The sequence below is a fragment of the Anaerobiospirillum sp. NML120448 genome (genome assembly GCF_023050945.1).
In the GTDB taxonomy this organism is placed as follows: Bacteria; Pseudomonadota; Gammaproteobacteria; order Enterobacterales; family Succinivibrionaceae; genus Anaerobiospirillum.
Window position 1 is genome coordinate 1 of the sequence record NZ_JALKIM010000011.1, and the last position, 22533, is coordinate 22533.

At 40.4% G+C, this 22533-nt stretch carries 10 protein-coding genes and 1 riboswitch; of the genes, 1 reads left to right on the forward strand and 9 read right to left on the reverse strand.

What is annotated here, in order from left to right; all coding sequences use genetic code 11:
* The first annotated feature begins 226 nt into the window (after positions 1-226).
* Entirely contained in the window at positions 227-1936 is a 1710-nt protein-coding gene (locus tag MXE38_RS03375; RefSeq protein WP_246911395.1) for an alpha-glucosidase, read from the forward strand.
* A gap of 252 nt (positions 1937-2188) precedes the next feature.
* On the opposite strand, the gene MXE38_RS03380 is transcribed toward MXE38_RS03375, so the two are convergent.
* The 9 genes from MXE38_RS03380 to MXE38_RS03420 all read right to left on the reverse strand — a co-directional run bounded on the left by MXE38_RS03380 (position 2189) and on the right by MXE38_RS03420 (position 21560).
* A complete protein-coding gene (locus MXE38_RS03380) occupies positions 2189-3079 on the reverse strand; it encodes a DUF1963 domain-containing protein (protein ID WP_246911397.1) in 891 nt (296 codons plus the stop codon).
* A gap of 783 nt (positions 3080-3862) precedes the next feature.
* Positions 3863-4987, reverse strand: coding sequence for a 2-iminoacetate synthase ThiH (gene thiH / locus MXE38_RS03385; protein WP_246911402.1), 1125 nt, complete (start codon positions 4985-4987; stop codon positions 3863-3865).
* Positions 4988-5279: 292 nt separating this feature from the next.
* Positions 5280-6059: a thiazole synthase gene (locus tag MXE38_RS03390; RefSeq protein WP_246911405.1), complete on the reverse strand. Its 780-nt coding sequence runs from the start codon at positions 6057-6059 to the stop codon at positions 5280-5282.
* Position 6060: 1 nt separating this feature from the next.
* Positions 6061-6264: a sulfur carrier protein ThiS gene (gene thiS, locus MXE38_RS03395; RefSeq protein ID WP_246911407.1), complete on the reverse strand. Its 204-nt coding sequence runs from the start codon at positions 6262-6264 to the stop codon at positions 6061-6063.
* A gap of 284 nt (positions 6265-6548) precedes the next feature.
* Positions 6549-7289 carry a ThiF family adenylyltransferase gene (locus MXE38_RS03400; protein ID WP_246911422.1) on the reverse strand — a complete coding sequence of 247 codons (741 nt, stop codon included), beginning with the start codon at positions 7287-7289 and terminating at the stop codon, positions 6549-6551.
* Between the two features lie 240 nt (positions 7290-7529).
* On the reverse strand, positions 7530-9170 hold the full coding sequence (gene thiE / locus MXE38_RS03405) for a thiamine phosphate synthase (RefSeq protein WP_246911424.1): 1641 nt from the start codon (positions 9168-9170) through the stop codon (positions 7530-7532).
* Positions 9171-9653: 483 nt separating this feature from the next.
* Positions 9654-11453 (reverse strand): phosphomethylpyrimidine synthase ThiC, encoded by a 1800-nt coding sequence (thiC, locus tag MXE38_RS03410; RefSeq protein ID WP_246911426.1) that lies wholly within the window; start codon positions 11451-11453, stop codon positions 9654-9656.
* Between the two features lie 214 nt (positions 11454-11667).
* Positions 11668-11778: riboswitch (TPP riboswitch) on the reverse strand.
* 406 nt (positions 11779-12184) lie between these two features.
* The gene (locus MXE38_RS03415) at positions 12185-15682 is read right to left on the reverse strand and encodes a transglycosylase domain-containing protein (RefSeq protein WP_246911429.1); all 3498 of its coding nucleotides are present in this window, start codon (positions 15680-15682) and stop codon (positions 12185-12187) included.
* A gap of 661 nt (positions 15683-16343) precedes the next feature.
* Positions 16344-21560, reverse strand: a complete 5217-nt coding sequence (locus tag MXE38_RS03420; RefSeq protein ID WP_246911432.1) for an MG2 domain-containing protein — start codon at positions 21558-21560, stop codon at positions 16344-16346.
* Positions 21561-22533: the final 973 nt, after the last annotated feature.

Sequence of the window (22533 nt, forward strand, 5' to 3'; positions counted from 1 at the left end):
ACCCTAATCACATATATCTATATAAAAGGTTAAAATAGTGTAGTTTTATTAATATTCAAAGTTATCGATAATAGCAATGATTATAGGCTGTTTGTTCGCTAACACCAAATTGGCGGTCTATATGGCAATATTAGTAAGGCAAGTAGGCTGACAGCCTGCTTGCCAATCCTTGAAAATTAAGTTTGTGTTTGTTTGTTAGTTTAGGTATATATCATCTAGGTGTCTTATGGAACATAAGTGGTGGCATGGCAAGATTGCTTATCAAATCTATCCAAAGAGCTTTTGTGATAGCAATGGTGATGGCTTTGGTGATCTTCAAGGTATTATCAGTAAGCTTGATTACTTACATGATTTAGGTGTAGAGCTTTTATGGATCAGCCCTGTATATCCTTCACCTTTTGTTGATCAGGGATATGATATTTCTGACTACTGCAATATTGATCCTGTATTCGGTGACTTGGCTACCTTTGACAGACTGCTATCAGAAGCTAAAAAGCGCAACATCGAAATTATCATGGACTTAGTTCTAAACCACTGCTCTAGTGAACACCCTTGGTTTAAGAAGGCTTGCGCTGATCTCAATAGTGAAGAGGCTGGTTATTTCTATTTTGTTAAAGGCAAAGATGGCAAAAAGCCTAACAACCTTCGTTCCTACTTTGGTGGCTCTGTTTGGGATAAAATCCCTGGTCATGAGCAAGAAGATATCTACTATAGCCACTACTTTGCCAAGGCTCAGCCTGACTTAAATTGGAACAATCCTAAGCTTAGAGAGGAAATTTTCAAGCTGGTTAACTTCTGGATTGATCGTGGTGTTCGTGGCTTTAGAATTGATGCTATCTTATCCATTGTAAAAGATCTCTCTTTCCCAGACTTACCAGCCGATAGCGCTAATGATGGAATGAGCCATGCTGCTAATATGAATGCCAAATTATTAGACCGCATTGGCCCTTACTTAAATGAGTTAAAAGAGCGCACCTTCAACCGTGCTGATTGTTTTACTGTAGGTGAAGTATTAACAGTTACTAAGGAAAGCGTCAAAGAGTTTGCAGGTGATCACGGCTATTTCTCAACTCTCTTTGATTTATCCCCACGTGAGGTAATTGAGTCTCATCCGCACTATGTAGAATTTCCTACTATGATGCCTGATGACTACGCTCGTTGTGTATTTAATACCCAAGAGCTCTATCAAAATACCGATGCTTTTGTGGCTCCTATTATGGAGAACCATGATGAGCCTCGTGGTGTTAGCTATTATCTGCCAGACTATTTACGCAATGCTACAGGTGCTAAGTGCTTAGGCACTTTCTTAATGATGCTACGTGGCATTCCATTTATTTATCAGGGCCAAGAAATTGGCATGACTAATACTGAATTTACCAGCCCTGATGATTTTGATGACCTTTATGCTAAAGAAGAAATTCGCTACTGCTTAGAGTGCGGTATGAGCATTGAAGAGAGCTTAAAAATTGTTGGTCGCCATACCCGTGATAATGCTCGCACCCCTGTACTCTGGGACGACAGCGCTAATGCAGGTTTTACTACAGGCAAGCCATGGCTAAAGGTTCACCAGGACTATCAGCATTTAAATGTTAAGTCTCAATTAAATGATCCTGATTCCGTCCTTAACCATTACAAGAAGCTCATTGCTTTACGTAAGGACGAAGCATTATCTGAGACCTTTACTTATGGTAAATTTGAGCGCTTAACATTACAAAGTGGTGTTCTTGCTTACTACCGTGTCGACGACCATCATAAGGTATTAATTATTGCCAACACCAACACTACTCCTTACAGCTATGATCTGAGCCAAGATAAATACTTTAAGGACAGTGAACACACTCAACTTAAGTTAAGTGCCAACGAGGCCAGCCTTAACCTAGAACAAAATAACCTAGTGTTAGGTGTAGGTGGTGCCGCTATCATTCAACTTAGCTAAGCGCCAGCGCAAGCCCCAAGCGCCAGCGTTTGGGCTAGCTCTTGGAGCTAGCGCTCAGCCGCCCTCGAGAGCAAGCCTTGCTCTTGTGGGCGTGCCCTGCGGCGATAAGGCCCCTTCTTGTGTTCATCTCAACGAAAAAGCTACCTAAAGTATCAAAACCTTAGGTAGCTCTTAATGAAAAAAGTTTAGCTTAAAAAGCAAACACGTAAGCGTCGCTATATTAAGCGACGCTTTTCAAATGTCCGCAAGCAATTAATAGCAGTCCATTACGGAACGAACCTCACCAAACTTTTGCTCTTTAAGGTCACTGACATCCATAATATGGTAGATAGCGCCAGCATCGCCTATGCATAATGGATAGTCTTTAATCTTCTCATCAAAGAAAGAACTTAAAGTAAACAATAAGCATTCATTGCTAGAGCCCACCAAATCTGACTGAATATATTGACCCCAACCTAAAAGCTGACTAGGCACCTCATCATATTCCTCAAAGCCATCTTGCTCTCTAAGCTGAGTATAGTAAGCCTCATAGTTGTCATGAATGTCTTTCATTTGATCTTTAGTAAGACCAAAAGGACTAAGCTCCCCTGTAAAATCTGACTCATAAAGCACATTATCGTAATCGTCAGGTACTGTCCAAGCTGCCTTGGCGCATACTCTATGGAAGGCTAAGGTTGAGCTTTCTTGTTCATGTTCCTCTTCATAAGGAGGCTCTGGTGGTCGAGCAGTCACAGCTAAAGACTCAATGTCCTCAAAGTAATAGACTCGTGAGCTATCTTCATAATCTTGGAAATTCCACATTTGACCAATAGTGAAAAACACTAATAGGCCTTTGTGAGGCAGTAAATTATCTACATCAAAAGGAGCAAGTTCGCTTAAATCAAATTGAGCACTAAAAACTAGTGGGCGATCTACCAACTCTGTTTCACCATGCTTAGCACAAGGCCACACAAAATCCTTTGGCAAATGAGGATTGCCACCAAAATGGCTTAAAGGAGACAAAAGCTTATAGCCATTTTCGCCCAGCTGTGCAGTGCGCTCTTCTAGGTAATTTTCGTTTACAAACTCGAGCATAATTGCAGCTTTTGCAAGCTTTGCTAAAGGATTGCCACAAACTAATGGTTTCAAAGCTACATCAGACATATATACACCTAACTAAATCAACCAAACGACCATCCCTACTGCCGATGCGCAAAGCTAAAGGCTAAAGGCTCAAAGACCAAAGCTCAAAGCCCAAAGCCCAAATCAAAACGCACGCTCTAACTTGGCAGCAGCGCCCTGCTCAAAAGTGCCCTCAGCTAAACTTAACTAAACTTTTTCCTTAGCTTTCGCATCTCTTGGCTGTTTTTATAATATCAGTATATTTATTGAAAGTATATATTTATTATTTTGATTGTGCTCACAATATAAATACTTTGGCCTTAAAGCCATGCTTTCATCAGCGCTTATCCTTAACCCGCTTTACTGCTCTTTAGTATTAAGCTTGCTTGCCAAGAGCCAATGACTGCTATTATTAGGCACAGTGCTATAGAGCATAGCATTCTTTGATAAGTTAGAAGTGGCCACCCTTTAATTTTTTTGCATAATTTAAGCTAATGCTAAGGGTCTGCCTTAAAAAGCTGAGGCTATATGTTTGTCTGTTTAACTAACAGTATGGCAATATAGTCGTCTGGACTTGAAAAGGGAAGGGATTAAACAAAATGGAACGTGACGGGACGGGCTGGATAGATTGTTGATATGAGCAAAATAAAGGACAGCTCAAGGAGAGCGCTATGGTGCGCCCAGCTTTGCTGTCCTTAGAAAATTTTTAAAACCAATGCCAACTATGAGGGCTTTTGTCCCTACCTTGCATTGCATTGCCTTACCTTACACGACCCTGCCATACCCTAACGTACCATAAGGGTATATTTGGGCTGGTATGAGAGCTTAGATGGCCTTGAGATAAGTGGTAGAGGCATCATGGAAAACAGCCTTAAGGCCATTGATTTCCATAGCTTTAACTACTTCCTCTACGGTACGATCATCGTTGACGTGCCATTGCTCAAGGTGCTGACCCTTATTGGCATAACCGCCTGGTTCAGTGGAGCTTTGAGCAGAAATAGCAGTAATACCGTATGGAGTGATCATGTCTCTAAATTGCTGGCTCTCACGAGTAGAAATGGTTAAATCTAACTCATTATCAAAAATACGCCAAGCAGCAATCAATTGAACTAATTGAGAGTCTGATACAGGCATATGAGGCTCATAACCACCAGCAGCTGGACGTAAACGAGGGAAGGAAACGCTCAGACGAGTCTTCCAATAGTGCTCACGCATATAAAGAATATGCAGCGCTAAAGCACAGCAATCAACACGCCAGTCATAAAGACCCAGTAAGGCACCCATACCTACTTTATCAATACCTGCCTCACCTAAGCGCTCAGGAGTTTCCATGCGATAACGCATATCCATCTTCTTACCAGCTAAATGCACAGCTTTATAAGTTGGCTGATGATAGGTTTCTTGATATACAGAAACAGAATCAAGGCCTAAAGTACGTAACTCAGCATAATCTTGAGTGTCTAAAGGTTGAACTTCCATCTGTAAATAGGCAGCATAAGGCTTTACTACAGGTAAAACCTGTCTAAAGTACTCCATGCCACCACGACGAGAGTTTTCTCCAGTAACCAGCAAAATGTTTTGGAAGCCAAGTTTAGCAATAGCCTGACACTCTTGCTCGATTTCATCTAAAGTAAGCACAGTTCGTGCAAACTTATTACCAGCAGAGAAACCACAATAGGCACATTTATTGGTACATAAGTTGGTTAAATACAGAGGAATATACATATTAATGGTACGACCAAAGCGCTTGCGGGTAAGCTGCATTGAGGCCATGACCATATCTTTTAAATAATGCTTACGAGCACTTTCACTAATTAAAGCGGCAAAATCATCTAAATTTAGGGCACTACCTTTAGCAAGAGCACGCTCTACATCTTTATCAGTACGACTTTCAACCAACTGAGCAAACTTGTCGACATCAAGTTTACTTATCTCATCAAAAAAACTCATTTTTCATCTCTTGCCCCTCATAATGTAAGGGGCCATGCCTTAAAAAGCTAATTAACGCCAACTATCCCAGAGCCAAGGCCAAAGCCAAGGCTAAGGCCTTGGCCTGTAGCCTTTGCCCTTGCTAGAGCCAGGGGTAGAGCCCTGGCCCAGTGCTCTGGCCATAGCCAGGGGCAGGACAGTAGCAGCCCCCCAAGCCAAAGACTGGGGCTTGGCTAGAGCTAGGCTTTAAAACTGTTACACGCTAAACAAAAAAACATACTTTTAAGCACTAAAACGGCTATTACCTAGCGATTTAGTCTTGTAAGTTCTTTAAGAATTGCTCCATTGGAGAGGTTGCCTTGGCAGTCTCAAATTGAGCAGCTAGGCCTGCTTCATAACCTAAACGACCTGCTATACATGCAGCCTTAAAGGCCTCTGACATAGCAATAGGATCACCAGCAGCAGCAATAGCAGTATTAACCATTACCGCAGCAGCACCTAACTCTAAGGACTTAGCAGCCTCTGATGGTGCGCCAATACCTGCATCAACAATTACAGGACAACGGCACTCTTTAATAATAAGCTTTAAGAAAGGTTCAGTTTGTAGACCCTTAGCAGAACCAATTGGGCTACCTAGCGGCATAACAGCAGCAACACCTAACTCTTCTAAGCCTTTGCATAGGCATAAGTCAGCTTGGCAATAAGCAAAGACCTTAAAGCCCTGGGCTACGAGCTCTTTACAAGCGTTATAAGTTTCAATGGTATCTGGTAGTAAGTACTTTTGGTCTGGGTGAACTTCTACCTTAATCCAATCAGTACCTAAAGCTTCACGAGCTAAGTTAGCAGCAAACACAGCTTCTTTAGCATTACGAGCACCAGAAGTGTTTGGCATTAAGGTTACACCTAAGTCACGTAATGGCTTAACAATGTCATCAGTGGCATGGGCAGTATCAACACGCTTAATAGCCATAGTAGCAATCTGAGAACCAGAGGCCTTAATGGACTTAGCCAGCTCCTCACCTGAGGAGTATTTACCAGTACCAACAATTAAACGTGAATCAAACTCTTGACCAGCTAAAATTAACTTATCCATATTAACCTCCTGCAACCAAGCTAAATACTTCAACTTTCATGTGATCTTTTAGCTCAAAACTACCAAAAGTGCTCTTTGGCACAATGGCATCATCAACAGCCACAGCGGTACCGTCAAGTGCAAAATTAAGCTGCTCTAAAAGGGCACTTAAAGTGGTGCCTGGCGCAATCTGTGTGACCTTTGTGTTAACTTCAATGGTAATCATTCTAATCCTCGACCATCTACCAAAATTTCTAGTATTTAAGCTCTTATCTCATCCGTACGCACAGCTTTTAAACTTGCCTACAGCGCTACATAAAGCACAGCTTTTAAGCGCCTGTACAGCTCGGCTCAGCTCTCAGCGCTGATAGCAGCGCTACGTACCAAGCTGGGCTAAACTTAACAAAAGCCAAGGAGCGGCCATATTTTTTCGTTGGGCAAATGCTTAGCTAAGTACTAGCTTTGGTACTAGAAATATTGGGGTAAATTTAGAAAAACCTTATTAAAAGCCTAGAGACGATAGTTACTACAATCAGGACATTGAGGATCGGCGCATAAAGTGAGCTTACTAATGGCAATGTTTTTTAAGTCCATTTTAATAAGCTTACCTACATGATCCTTATTACCTAATAAGTACTCTAAAGCTACATGAGCTGTCATAGCTGCGGCATTTTGTGCAATGGGGCCTGTAATACCAACTTTGGTATTAATAGGAAAACCATTAGTTAAACAGCGATAACAACCGTGTTTTTTAACAAAGTTAGGGTCGTGATAGGAAAAGATGGCAATAAGAGCAGTATAGGCTGAAACTGCGCCGCTTATGAGATCTAAGCTATGGTCAAGCGCAAGTTTAGAAATAGTAAGTCTACTGCTGGCATTATCGCTAACATCTACGAGCAAGTCTAAACCTTGAGTAAAACGCTCAAAATTACTTGCATCGATTTTTTCTTCAAAGGCAACCACCTTACAATCGCTATTACGCTCTTGAAGGCGCTCTTGAGCTGCCCATACCTTTGGCTGCCCAATATTGCTTTGAGTAAATAAAATCTGGCGGTGAAGATTATGCACTTCTAATTTGTCGTAATCAGCAATGCGTATCTCACCTACACCTGCTAGAGTTAAGAGTAATGAGCTTAAACCACCAGCTCCTCCCACTCCAATAAAACCAACCTTTTTGGACGCTAAAAAGTCTTGTTTGTCTTTATATAAGTCCAACATTTGTTGGCGCATGTATCTGTCTTGATTATCCAATATGTAATCCTCAACCTAGCAAAACTAGATTAGGCCCTAAATAAAGTACCTCATTTGGATCATCAAGTCATAGCTCTTGCCCTGGGGCTTGCAATCGCCCATGCTTGAGCTTGGGCAGAAGCTTGCGCCCTGCGCTGCCCTGCGCAGGGCTCTGCGCTTGCGTTTGGGCTATGGCTTGGCTGGCCTAACTAAAATTGCTTGTAATTAGGCCCGTCAGGTTAAAGCCTAGCGCTTTAATGATTAGTTAAAATAAGGTACTGGATTTAAGTCTAAGTGTTCAAAAGGAACTGGGCCGCGCTTTTCTTGCTCATCTTGGCGCTTATGCCAGTGATGAGGAGTCTTTCCAAAGAGCTCAGATGGGCCAGTACGGCAAACCTCAATCCACTTTTGAGTTTCTAAAGCGTGATTCTTAGCCTCAGTAATAGCTGTTACTACAGCAATACAATCAGCGCCTGCATCTAAGATCTCTTGAGCCTTATCAAGCTTAATACCACCGATAGCTACGGTTGGGATCTTGTCCTTGAGCATCATGGCTTGTAAGCCCATCTTAGCAATGCCTTGTGGTAAAGAAGTCATCTCCTTAGTCTTAGTAGGGAAGATATGGCCAATAGCAATGTAAGAAGGTTGTAAGGTTAAGACCTTGCATACTTCGTAAATACCGTGGGTAGATACACCTAAGCGCAATCCAGACTCTTTAATAAAATCTAAATCAGCAGTTTGTAAATCTTCCATACCTAAATGAACACCATAAGCGCCAAACTTAGCAGCTAACTTGTAGTGATCATCAATAAAGACACGAGCACGGAAGGTGCGACCTAAGAAACAAGCACGGCGAATTTGCTCTACTAATTGCTCATTGCTCTCATCATCATGAACATCGGTCTTAATGCGTAATTGAATGGTCTTAACACCTAAGGATAATAGACGCTCTACCCACTCAGCACTATCAACTACAGGATAAATACCCATATTGAAAGGACACTTAGGGAATGGGCCAGCATACTCAGGGAAGTTAGCCTCACAAATAGTTGGCATATAGTCTAAATCATAAACACAGCCAGTGTGAGCTAAAGGTGGGCGCTTGTGATCAACAGCCACGTCGGTCATGAAAATACCACGGGTAACATATACCTTGGCTAACACAGCAGCATCTTGTAGTGCATAACCACAAGCTACTAAACCTGCTAAAGCAGAGGATAGCGCACAACCGCCACCATGAGCACCTAAACCTTCTTTCTTAGAGTGCTTTAAGACAAAGCTATGATCTTTGGACTTAAAGATATCAACTGCATCTAAATTAGAAACATTATGACCGCCCTTTAATAAGACAGCATTGGCACCCATCTGTAAGAAGAAGTCACATAAGGCATAGACACCGCCACGAGCTTCAAACTCTTCTTCCTTCCAAGAGGCAAACTCTAAAGCCTCAGGCAAATTAGGAGTAAAAACAGTAACAGCTTTTAAAATACGCTGTAAATTGCCTTTTAGGTCAGCACTTTCAAGCTCACCTGCAGTAGCAGTCAACACAGGATCCCAAATTACTGGAACACCCTTTAAAGGGCCTTCTAAGAGCTCAAGAACACTTTCTAAGATTTTGGCATTAGTGATAAGACCAATCTTAACGGCGCTAATCTGCTCATTCCAATCCTCAATAGCAAGCTTAATGCTTTCCTTGAAGACATTAATATCAGTAGGCTCAATTAAAGTAACACGCTCTAAGCTTTGGCAAGTAAGAGCAGTAACTATAGGTAAACCCCATGCCCCTTGGTCATGAACAGTCATGATATCAGCAGTAACGCCAGCGCCACCACCAGAATCTAAACCTGCTATTACTAGCACAAGAGGACGAGTTTGCTTATCGTGCATGATCTTTGTTTCCATTATCACTACCTACCCAAAATCCTAATTTTTTCCCTAAGCCATATCCTAAAATAATAGCAACGATTTCATATCACTTTTTAGCCACACCAAAGTACATACTTAGCAAGCTAAGCACGGGAATATGATGAGCACAAAGATTATGTTTGCCGTTAAGGTATGTTCTTTTAGATTCAAGTTTATCACTTTAATCTAAGAGTTTGTAACTTAGTAAAACCCATTTAATTATACCGCATTTACACGTAACCTTGGATACTAGTATCGCATCATTGGCGATTTAGCCACGATTTTGAGCTTAGCCGCATTATTAATAAATAAGCACTTAAAGGCATTGATAGATATTGACCATTAACCTAACAAAACACTTTGATTTAACTACCTAATTAGGCTCTTAGCTATCACGACCATACTCTAAGAGCCTTGTATTAGGATTAAACCTTTATTTAAGGCTTACTTATAAGATTTTAGGTTATCAGCAATTAGGATTTAGATTGCACCATACTTGCTTTGTAAACGGCGATTGAGTCGCATTGGGCAGAAGCGTGGGCCACACATAGAGCAGAAAGCTGCCTCATGAGTATGACACTCATCTTCGTCCATTTGAGCACGCCATACATCGTAAGCATGTTGCTCATCAAAGCTTAGGGCAAATTGGTCAAGCCAACGGAAAGAAACACGAGCACGGCTCATGGCATGATCCATGTTATAAGCTTGCTTAATACCCTTAGCTAAATCAGCAGAGTGAGCGGCAATCTTATAAGTGATAAGACCTTGCTTAACATCCTCTGGAGTTGGTAGAGCTAAGTGCTCAGCTGGAGTTACATAGCAGAGCATAGCAGTACCATGCATACCAATAGTAGTAGCACCAATAGCAGAGGTAATATGATCAAAACCAGCACCCACGTCAGTTACTAATGGGCCTAAGGTATAGAATGGAGCGTCATGACAGAACTCCTCTTCTAACTTTTGATTTTCCTCAACACGGTTTAAAGGTACGTGACCAGGGCCTTCAATAAAGCACTGTACGCCACGCTCATAGCAACGACGTGCTAATTTACCAATATTGCGTAACTCACCATATTGAGCCTCATCACAGGCATCATAAATACCGCCTGGACGTAAACCATCACCTAAAGATAAAGCTACATCATACTTGTAGCAGATATCCATTAATTCATCAAAGTGCTCAAAAGCCATGTTCTCACAATCATGTTGCATCATGTGAGAGGCCATAATAGCGCCACCACGAGAAACAATACCCATGACACGCTTAGCAGCATGAGGTAATAAATCCTTGGTTAAACCAGCGTGAATAGTGAAGTAATCAACACCTTGTTTTGCTTGATCTTCAATTACGCCCTTAAATACTTCCCAAGATAAAGCATTAGCATCGCCACCTGCACGATCTAAGGCCTCATAAATAGGCACAGTACCAATAGGTACAGGGGAGGCTCTTAAAATAGCAGAGCGTAATTCCATGAGATTTGGTAGACCAGTAGATAAATCCATTACTGTGTCAGCACCAAAGCGTAAAGACATCTTAAGCTTGCCAATTTCCTCCTCAAAGCCAGAGGATACAGCAGAAGCACCGATATTAGCATTAACCTTGGTTAAGAAGCGCTTGCCAATAATCATAGGCTCGCTCTCAGGATGGTTATGGTTAACTGGAATTACGGCACGACCTGCGGCAATTTCATCACGAACCATCTCAGGGGTTACAGCCATGTGCTCACGCTTAAGCTTAATTACACCCTCACCGAAGACAGCCTCAGTAGAGGACGCAAACTTATTGGCAAACTCTTTAGGATCAGTAATTTGCTCTAAGAAGCATGCAGACTCACGTAAAGCTACGTACTCCATTTCAGGAGTGATAATACCTGCACGAGCATAATCTAATTGAGTCTTAGGCTCACTACCACGAGCGGCAATATATTGCTCACGAATTTTGGCGCGTTCTTGAGTAGAGTCAACATCAAAATCAACAATATAACGAGTAATGGTATCGCCATTAGTAAGCTTTAATTGAGCGTATGGAACCTTAATTTGTGATGCCCCATCTTCAAACTCAACCATAACTTTCTTAAGCTCTGGACGCTTAATTTCTTTGGCAGCTTTCTTACCCTCTACAGCATTACCAGCAAGCTTATTATGTAAGTGAGCGGCCTTAGCAGCGGCTAAATCATCAAAATGAATCTTGCTAATGTTAAGAGTTTCACCTTGAGCGGCACCTGCTGATAATTCATCTTGAGATGAAGAGAGTTTAGTAAATTGAGGAAAACGTAGCATCAAACAATCCTTTAGTTAAATTGCGGCGCTTAAAGCACGACAAAAACTTGTCTTGAACAAAGCTTGATCAGGAAAGTGTGAACTACTAAGAGATAAGGAGGGGGAACCAAAAGAATCAAGCCTTAGCTTGAATAAAAGGAAAGCAAAACTGCCATGGAGACACACACGAAAATAACTAAGAGTTTGAATGCACTCTTAAACTATTAACTGTGTTTTATTAAAGTTGCCTGTTTCCCTTCGCAAATATTATTCTTTTCAGGTTCGACGGATTTCGCCTCACTTTACATGGGCGCTCTCAGCTTTTACAGCACTCCGACAAGCACAAACATTATAAGCACTTTTCACTCTAAGATCACAACAAATTTAATCTCTTACTACGATAAAAAAGAGCACACAACAAAATTTGCGCAACAACACTCCATTTCTCATCCTCAATCACCACAAGTGATAAAGATCATACAGATCTGTTGAACTAGCATTTACAGCAATATCTACAGCGCCCTGCTATCTGCCATCACGGAACTATTTTGCATAGCCATCATGCTACGAGCGTCCTTTAGGGAACCTGTCATAAATACAGTCAGACTATCAAATAGTCTGGCAGTCAAACTGGCTAGATGGCAGGCTGACCATCAGTCAGACTGGCTAGCTATCTAACTGGCAAGAGGACTGATGAGGCTAGCTTATGTGGGGAGTAGCTTACTGGTTAAGGTTGGCTTATGGGCCTTGCATTATTGGTCCAGGCCTTGGACATAAACTTGGCTGCTAACACTATTGCCTAAGCTATCAATAATGGTTATTTGGTAAAAACCATCATGGGTAGGCTTAAAGCTTTCTAAATTATCATTCAGCTCATCATTAATAAGCACATAATATGGAGCCTTGCCACCAGAAAACTTAATTAAAACCTCAGATGAGCTACCTAAGCTTAGACGGCTATTGTCCGTTGGAAAAGCTATGGCTAAAGGCTCTATAGTGCTTTTGCTGCCAAATTTATGTACCTGATTGTCCTTAGTATCAGATGTAAGATTGGCGTTATAACTTTGATAGCCATCTTCTTTTTTGGTAACTAAGCCTAATTGTTTTACTTGTATCTTGGATAAAGCCATAGGAGGACGAGCATGTAAGAGCACATCATCTTCAATACGCTTTTTACGCATATCATTGCTAGTAAGCTTAGTAATCACTTTAAATAAAATAGGTGCAGCATGGTTAAAACCTGTTCTTTGGTAACTTGGAGAACCATCATTGCGTCCTGTCCATACACCTACAGTAATATTGTTACTTGATCCTAAAGCCCAAGCATCTCTGTTTTTATATGAGGTGCCAGTTTTATAGGAAACCTTAGGGCCTAAGGAAAAGTAATTATTACCAAAACCAAAAGGAGCTGGAGTGCCTTGCAAAATATTGTAAGTAGCACGAGCAGCAGCTGGTCTTACCATAGTTTGATAATGGATATGGTTTTCTTTAAGTGATTGGTAGCTACGCTCAGGCTTATTGCCCACAGTACGTACACTGGTCTTTTCTTTCTTATTTTCAGCATCAAAATGGTATTTGTAATTATGCTTGCGCACCATAGCTGAGCTAGGACGCTTAGCACTTAATACTCGCAAAGGAGCACTTGAGCCATCATGAGCTAAAGACGCATAGAGCTGAGTTAAATCAAACAGAGAAATACCACAGCCACCTAAAACTAAACTCAAGCTTGGTTTAGACTGCTTAGGCAAAACTAAAGAGCCATGAACATAACTATTTAACTCTTGGGAATGATCATATAAATCGATGTCATTTTTCGTATTATTGATCATATTAATGAAGTTATCAGGGCCGATAGCTCTCATCACCTCTACAGCAGGCAAGTTTAAGGAAGCTTGCAAAGCTTTAGCGGCAGTAAGTTCACCATAAAACTGTCTATCATAGTTACGTGGCTGATAACCATCATAAATCTGCCCTTTATCAAGCAAAATAGAATTAGGATGTAATAGTCCTTGATCAAAAGCTAAAGCATAAGCAAAAGGCTTAAGAGCAGAGCCAGGCGAGCGCAAAGCTAAGGCTGAGTCTACATAAGAAATATCAGTACCCAATGCACCAACATAGCCTAAGACCTCAAAAGTATCATTATCCACCACTACTATGCTTAAACTATCTTGTTTATCTTCACCTAAGAAGCTATGTCTATACTCTTCTACAGCATTAATTAACAGCTCTTGAACCTTAGGGTCAATGGTGGTGTACAACTCACGAGGTAAAGGGCCTAGAGAGTTAAGCATCTTGAGCTTGCGCTCAAACTCTGTAGAGTGTAAGTCCTGACTCTGGCCCTGGCTATTGCCATGCCCCTGTCCCAAGTTAGAGCTATCAACATTAACAAATTTATTAAGACCGTCTTGTAGCGCAGCTTTGTTAAAGGCCTCATACTGATCTGGTTTGATACTAGCACCAGATAATTGCACCTCAATAACTTGATTAATAGTCTCTTTTTGCTCTTGGTTATGCTCTACTAGCTGAGCACCTTTTGCAGAAACTGATAGATCCTGACCTAAAGTATTTCCTTTAGCACTTGCTAGCTCTTGGCTATTATTCTCAAGGGCCTCTTTGCCTAAAGTTGGGCTCTGATCTTGATTATCTTTAGCGCTGTGAGAGCTTTTAATGTCTTGCTCACTGCTGATAACTTGCTTACCAATAATATGAGCAGTTAACTCACGTAAAGCCTTGATTTCAGGGGTAATTAATTTAGAGGTAAAAATACTTTGACCTAAATAATAGGCATCTTGTGGTAGAGCATGGCGGACATTAGGAATAGGCTCTTTAGTAGCAAAAGCAAGAATATCTTGTTTAATAATCTTGTCAGTTACTGCCTTTTTAAGCACTTCATTTCTGTAATAGCGAGCACTTTTAGGATGGCGATCTGGTCTAATGACCTCTGGTGAGCGTGGCAATGCTACAAGCAAAGCCGCCTCAGCAGGAGTTAAATTCTTTGGGCTATGATTAAAGTAAATATAAGAGGCTGCATTTACACCCTCAATATTGCCACCAAAAGGAGCAAGGGTTAAATACAAAGATAAAATCTGATCTCTACCATAATAATGAGTAAGATACAGTGCGCCTAAAGCCTCTTTAGCTTTTGACCAAATACTACGCTCTTTAGGCTCAAGCATACGGCATACTTGCATGGCTATGGTAGAAGCACCTGACACAATCGAACCTGAGGTGATATTCGACCATAAAGCACGGCCTATGGAGATCACATCCACACCAGGGTGAGAGTAAAAGCGCTCATCCTCAGAGGCAATCAACATTTTGATATAAAGAGGATCTACTTGAGATTGAGTAGTAAGAATTCTGTGGTAACCATCCTTATTCATTGACGAATAAATGATATTACCTGACTTATCGTAAAGACTATGAGAGCGATCATAGAACCTACTAAGATCAGGGGCACACAAATGCATTAGGCCATAAATACTACCCAAGCCCACTAAAGCCGACAAGCTCAGGGCACCAACCACATTACGAAGCCTAAACCATTTGCGCCTACCGCCTTTAGCCTCAGCCCCAGCCCCAACTTCATCTTGAGAGCCAAGGACAGCCTGCCCCTCCTTCTTAGAAAAAGAGCCTTTCTTATCATGCTTTTTATGATTGTTACCCTGCTTTTGTACCTTATCTGTAGCACCATCAGCATTCGCAACCTCATTAGCAGGAGTACCATTTTTAGTATCAGCGCTAGAGGCAGCATAAGAGCCAGTGCCAGTGTCAGCGTCTGCGACTGTACCAGTGGCAGCTGCAGTGCTAGTAGCGCTAGCTTTAGTATCATTGCTAGCACCTGCTTTAGCCTCGGCCTCTGGTGTTGGCAGTGTGCTCCCAAATTCCTCAACTTGCGGAGCATCCTCAATGTCTATTTGAGTATCGGTCTTGGCATCAATGCTTTCTTTAGCAGATGTTATAGGTTCGGCTGTTATAGGTGCTTGGTTAGCATCTGCAATAACCTCATGATTAGGCTTATTTGAGGTTGATTGAGGCTCTAAATGAGCATCATTAGGAGAATCTTGATTGTGGTCAGCGTGGAGCTCTAACTCTGTAATGCTAGTCTTAGCATTAGTTACAGTAGCTACCTGTTCTTGAATAGCATCAATATTAGAACATAAGGATTCTGTACCATGATTATCATTAACCATTAATCTGGCTTCTGATTTAAGGCTCGGCTTGTTGGCATCCTTATTGTTCTTTGACATTAATGTATCGCTCCTAACTTAAGGATAGTAAGCTATGCTAAAGCTTAGTCTGTCAGTATTTAATAGGTTTTAAGTACTTTGTCGTAACTTTGGCTTAATACAAGCTATCTTTGATAAGTACAAGATAAGGGCTTTGACTTTAGCAAACCAGCTTTGAAAGCAAAAGTTTGCTACTTTTCTTGTCTTAGATATATTTTTTAGGATTATACAATAATTTTCCTTACCTATAGATACCTCATATCACAATTATTCATCATCTAAAGCCATTTTAAACAACAATACTTAGGAAAAGATTGGCAAGGCACTGCAACTGCCTTATTTGGCCATAGTCCTTACCAGAGCACAGCAGCACACCGCTGAGCACAGTAGCATACTGCTGCGTACTGCTGCGTACTGCTGCGCACCACTGTCTACCCTTAGCCTTCCAGAAGCTCAATCCACCCTGTGCCACTGTGCTCTCATGGCTTTGATGGCATAGCCAAGTGCTCATATTCTTAATAGATCTTTGCCCCAAAACGGCATAGCGCTAATTAGGCAAGCCTTGCTGGCTTTGTATACCCAAATAAAAGCAAAAGCCATGATGCAATCTATACAACATCATGGCTTTGTAAGGTGGTTTTAACGCATTGAGCGCTATTAATTCAAGCTTAGTCAGCTATCATTATTTACCTGAGATTTTAATTGGCTCAGGATTGATAGTAGTGCCATATTTACCTGGATTATCCAAGTATTGCACAATGGCTTGTCCTTGAGTAAAGGTACCATTGTGAGCTGCTCTTAATACTAAGAATAAGCTGTAAGTATTAGGAGTGTCATAATCAGAGAAGGTAGCTACTACCTGATCGTCACTGCTATCAATGGATGATGGCTGGTAAATAGTATCGTCCTCTTCAAATAATGAGCCAAAGGATGGATCGTTATAAGCAAGGTTACGAACAAATTCAAAACCAGCAGGCAACTTAGCACGAATTAAAGTCTTGGCATTAAGTCTAGTCTTAGCATTGACGAAAATCTCCATCAATACTTCTTCATTTTGTCTAAACTCATATGTCTTTAAATCTACAGCGCCAGAGCGTGTCCAGTAGTTAACATTTACGCCAAAGCCCTTATCAGCAATAACCTTATCTTGCTTATACTGACCTAAGAAAGAAGTAGTAGCAAAGAGCTTGTCATTGGTGCGATTGTAAACCTTAAGCTTACCAGGGCTTACCTCATAGGCTGGTCCTTGATTAGTAGCAGGAGCATCAGCACTTGGTTTTACCACAGTACTATCAGCACCAGCTTGGGCAATTGCCTGCTCTGAGGAGGTAGCCTGCTCAGCACTTTGTGCAGGAGCGGCAGCTTTATCTTTAGCGTCAGCGGTCGCTGGAGCTGCGCTTAATAAGGTTTTTAAGTCCTCTGGTGACAACATGACGCTCAAAGACTTAGTTTGGCTATCTAAAGCAGTGCTTGCTCTTAACATTGTAGCCATAGTGGTGTCAGATAAATAATCTGGACTTGCCTTAACCTCGGCTATAGAGTTAATTACATCCAATACTAAATCAGTGCGATTTAAGCGTAAAGCACTATCAATTACCGCAAAGCTAGCTTGTCTTAGTGACCAATAGCCAGATACTGCCAATTCATCAATTTGAGACAGAATACTTAAAATCTCATTAGTCTTATTGGCGCTATAAAGCTTCTCTTCTAGCTGTTGCCACTCTAATAAGCCTGCAATAGCTTTTTCCAAGGCTAAATTAGCTCTATTAGTGTCACCAATTTGATTGAGGCTATTGGCTAAATGGGCCAGCAACATTGGACGCTTAATTTTGTTTTCGTCCAACATATAGCGTACCTTAGCCTGGTTGACACTCTCGTAGCGAGAGAGGATCTCATAGGCATAAGCAGCTGTTTGGCTATAAGCAGAGCTTGCAACTTCACGTAAATAGCTAAAGGCATTATTAACGGCTGTATCGTTAACAGCAAAGCCTTGGTCTTGAGCCTTTAATAAGACATCAATAGCATAAAGGGCGGTATAACTGTTGTTTTCTGCAAAACTACCACTCTTAAGCTGACGAGCTAAGATACGAATGATGTTCTCTTGAATCTTTTCGTTGTATTGAGCCTCATTTTGATAGAGCGCAGCTAGATCTTGATACTCTTGGCTGTTAGTAGCCTCAGCTTGAGCTTGCTTTTGCTCCTGAGTTGCAATTAATTCTTTACCATAGAGTAATTGCCCCTCCAAAGAGGCCGCCAAAGAGCTTAAGCCGCCATAACCACCCTGACTTAGCTCCATAACAAAGGCTCTTGGATTTACATTTGGTAAAGTTGACCAAGAAATCAAGGAAGCATCTACATTATTAAAATTAGTAGCTACATCATAAGTTACAGATTCGTTAGGGTTTAAAAACTCTACATAGTTCTTAAGCATTGGTAGCTGAGGTGAGGTTACAGTAAGATCATAACTATCAGTCAAGTTAAAATCTTGATTCATAACAGTTAAATTAATCTTACCTACACCACTGTCTAAAGCCTTAATATCAAAGAACTGATCTTCTCTAATGCCAGGCTTTAAAGAGCTGACGGTTTGCATAGAGCACTTAAGCACGCCCGAGCAAGAAATATCGACCTTAAACTCAGGATTCTTGGCCTTTAAATTGTGTAGATTTAAACGGCCTTGAACGCTGTCACCTACATTGAGATAACGAGGTAAACCAATAGTAGCCACAGCATTGTCTCTAATTAAGACATCACTATTAGCAGCACCTACCTTATCTTGATCCCAGGCTACAGCCATTACCTTTAAGCTACCAGAGAACTGAGGAATATCAAATTCAACCTGAGCCTCACCTAAATCATTTAAAGGAACAATCTTAGAGGCTAAAGCAATAGTTTTATGAGGTACGGTTTGTAAGGAGGTCGCACCTGAGGCGTTCATCATAAAGGCATCAGCTGCCTCACCATAACCTTGTCCTTGTTGCTTAGGATCGGTCATGATTAAGCCATAAGGGTCAATCAAGGTTACATCATAACCTTGGTCTTGCATAAAGACTTTGTTTGGATCTGGGCTCTTATAGTTAGTTAAACTTAAAATACCATTATCAACCAAAGTTACCTTAGCATAAGCCTTACCGCCTACACTGACATGGCCATCAGAGGCTATAGCAGATGGAGTAGCACTTAAAGAAACATTGAGCTTACTTTGAGGCTTAATTTCACTTGGTACATTAGCTACTACCTTAAACTTATGACTATTTAAGTCTAAGTTAATATCACAAATACCGACAGCACGGATTGAACCTACTTTATTAGTATTAAGTGGCGAGAAAATAGAAAGTAAGGCGTGACCCTGCGGAGCTAAATCCTCAGTTATTTCTAATGAGACTTCATTATGACCTTTCTTAATTTCAAAGGTCTTGAACTCATCAATGCCTCTATTACCTAAAGCTAAATTAGCATAGCCATCAAATGGGCTTTCAAAGCTTAACTTAACCTTATCACCAATGTTATAGCTCTCTTTATCAGCATATAACATGACACGATCAGGAGTATTAGCATCGCTAGAGCTCATAAAGCCCTTTACAAAACTTAAAGAAGTCTTGGACTTATCAGACTCAAGCTCTAAAACATAAGAACCATCATCTAAAGGAGTGCTAATTAATGCCTGCTCTAAGTTTTGGTTATCAACCTTAACTGAGCCATTGGACACTAGATTACGGCTGACAAAAGATACATAGCGCCAGGAACCATCTTCATAAACATAGTTGTAATCAACAAACTGCTTATATAAATAGTACTTTACGCTCTGAGGATAGGTCGAGCCATCTTGTAAATAGGAGCATAAAGCAAAGTTGACATTGCTATTATCATCGCCACTTTCAAGCTTACGTACGCCAATTAATGGACGATTATAAGCTACCTTATACTCTTTATTAACTGCAACTAATTGACCATTAGTATCCACTACTTGTGAGGTTACATTGGCCTTTTGAGGGAAGTCAGCACCAGGTAACACCATGCTGGCCTGGAGCACACCCTGAACATCAGTCTTAAGATTATAAAAACCTTCACTAACAACTAACTTAGAGTAATCCTTAGCATCAGGGCCAAAATGGAATGAGTCTAAATGTTCATTCTTAAGAGCATTAGCTAAGGCTGGTACAGGCTTAGGATCTGGATAGATTGAAACAGTGAAATTACCATTTAAATTTGAAGCGGCACCGCCATAGTTAAAGTTAGTCTGAGAGCGTAATTTAACAGGGCTGTTAATAGCTAACATGTTGTCATTACCCATAATCTTAGAATTGATCTGGATAGGAACATATGAGCCAATAGTAAAAGGTGTGGAAGTTAAAGCACGATCACCTAAATACAAGGTGGCGTTATAACGTCCATTGATAGTGCCTTGAGGAATAGCAAAATCATATTCATAACCGCCCTGATAGGAGGTATTAAGTAATACTTTATGAATTTCGCTACCTTGAGAATTGGTAATTTTTAAAGTTAAAGGTAGGTTAAGGGCCTGCAAATGGCTATTACGCACTAAAGCAGTGTAGTGCATAGTTTCGCCTTGGCGATAAATACCTCTTTCAGTGTAAGCATAGGCCTGGTAATCACTAGGAGCTATGTAGCCATTATTACCCTCAATATAGAAAGGATTAGCCTTTAAATTGACTACGTAATAATCACTATCACTTTTTACAATCAGCTCTATAGGCTCCCTACTATTTTTGCCCGAAATAAACTCTCGGCCAAAACGTACCACACCATTCTCATCAGTCTTAGCACTGGATAAGACCTCACCACTGTAGGCAATCAAATCAACGCTAATATCCTTAAGAGCCTTAGCACTGGTTAAAGAGCGCACATTAGCTAAGATGACATCAGGACTTTGATAGGTGCTAACACCAAAATCGGTGATCACCATAAATTTAGAGGTAAAAGGCAAGGCACCACTAACGGTGTCATAAGAGATACCATTAGACAAATCAATGCGAGGATCGTAGGCTAAAATCATATAGAAGCCGTCTTCTGACTTGCGAACAAAGTCCTCTAAATTAACATTGATTTCAAGTTCTTTATTAAGCTTATCTTCAACTAACTGAGCACGAGAGGCCTGACTTACCTCTTGATTAAGCTTAGCATTTAACTGCTCATACTCATTATTAGCACTAGAGTCACCACTCTCAGGCTTATCTTTGTTAAGAGCAAGTTGTGCCTCCTTATTAAGATTAAAGACATCTACACTCTTATCAGAGCTTAAATCGAAAATCTTCTCGTAAACAGGAACCATGCCTTTGTTGTAGGCATCACTAAGAATCCAGTAGCTTAAATTATTATCAAGATAGTTGGACAAGCTTTGTTGTTGAAAGTATTCCTTAGGAATACGATAAATAGCTAGTTTAACACTTGGTTGATTGAGGGTTTTAATAGTAAAGGAGCTGTTTTGACCATTTTTTGGCAAAATGATGTTGTACGGCATACGAATTTGTGAGGCCGCATCTGAAATATTAAAATTATGGTCAAAACTCTCAGAAAGACGATCGCCACTGGCAAAGCGCAAGCCCTTTTTAAAGGTTAGGCTATAAGAACCGCCATTAGTAAGATTTCCTACACAAAGGGCATCATTTACTATGCTTGGAGCGCCATCTATTACCATACCCTTGCTGTCTTTAAGCTCTAAAAACTTACGCAAGTTATCAATTTCTGAGGAAATCACTTGGCGTGAGCTCATAGTAAAACACATGCTAGCAGGTACAGAATTACTATGCTCTAACTCCTTAAAAACAGAAACGTTAGGAGCAGCAATTGCACTTGGCGCTACTGCTATGGCCAAACTACCTAAAGCTAGGGAAATTCCTAAAGAAAGACTAGAGCGTCTTAATTTCTTTGCTCCCATGACACAATTCCTATTTACAAAAAATGAATTACTAAAATCCAACAGTGCTTAATTTGTCTTATTCTTACAGAGCAAAACTATCACCACCAAAACCTAGCCTCTATTGGACAAATATAAACTTTCAGCTTTTGGTGCATGTGATTATTCGCGCGTGAATATAAAAGCATGCAATGCCCTAAGCCATTATAGCAAGCTAAACCATAGCCACAACTTAGCTCGTGATAATATCTTGCATATTAATAAATTTGTGCTATTTTGTGTTTATCCTCTTAATTATCTGTGTAAAACTAACTAAGAGTTGAGTGAAATTTTAGTTAGCTTTTCTTATAATTATCAGGTTTAAAGCAAACAAACTTTTTTATTTTATTGTTTTAAAATAGTAATAATTGAGTGAAAAAACGTTAAAATAATGTGACTAATTCCTAAAAACACCTATTGATTTATCTAAATATGGTGTTCTTGTTTTTTAATTATGATACGTTAATCAACAACCTAAGTGACATTAGGCGTTTACAACGTGCAAAAACATGATATGTACAAAAAATTTTATAGATTTATAGATATAACTTATTTTGAGTGTTTAATGTCTATTTGGTTAGTGCTATCATGGCAACACATGGAGTTTAATATCGATTTTTGAAAGCCCCGTATTATCCTTGTTTTCTTAAAAACTACAGCCACGCAAAAACTTATTGCGCCAATCAAAGGGCCTACTAGCACACTCTATTCTAGACCTCTTCTTTGACCTAAAGTTTTACCACTGAGCTTTTAGATAATACATGCTATGTTTTTAACAATAACTACCTGATTTAACCAGCAAACGTTGCTAAATATTAACTACTGATATTTAAATTTACTTTATTAATACCTTGAAAGGTAATGTAGTTTTTCGTATCTTTAAGGTGGTTTAATAATAGGTCTTTTGTCAGATATGCTGGCAAGGAGCTTCATTTATTGTAGGTGCGTTCAGTCT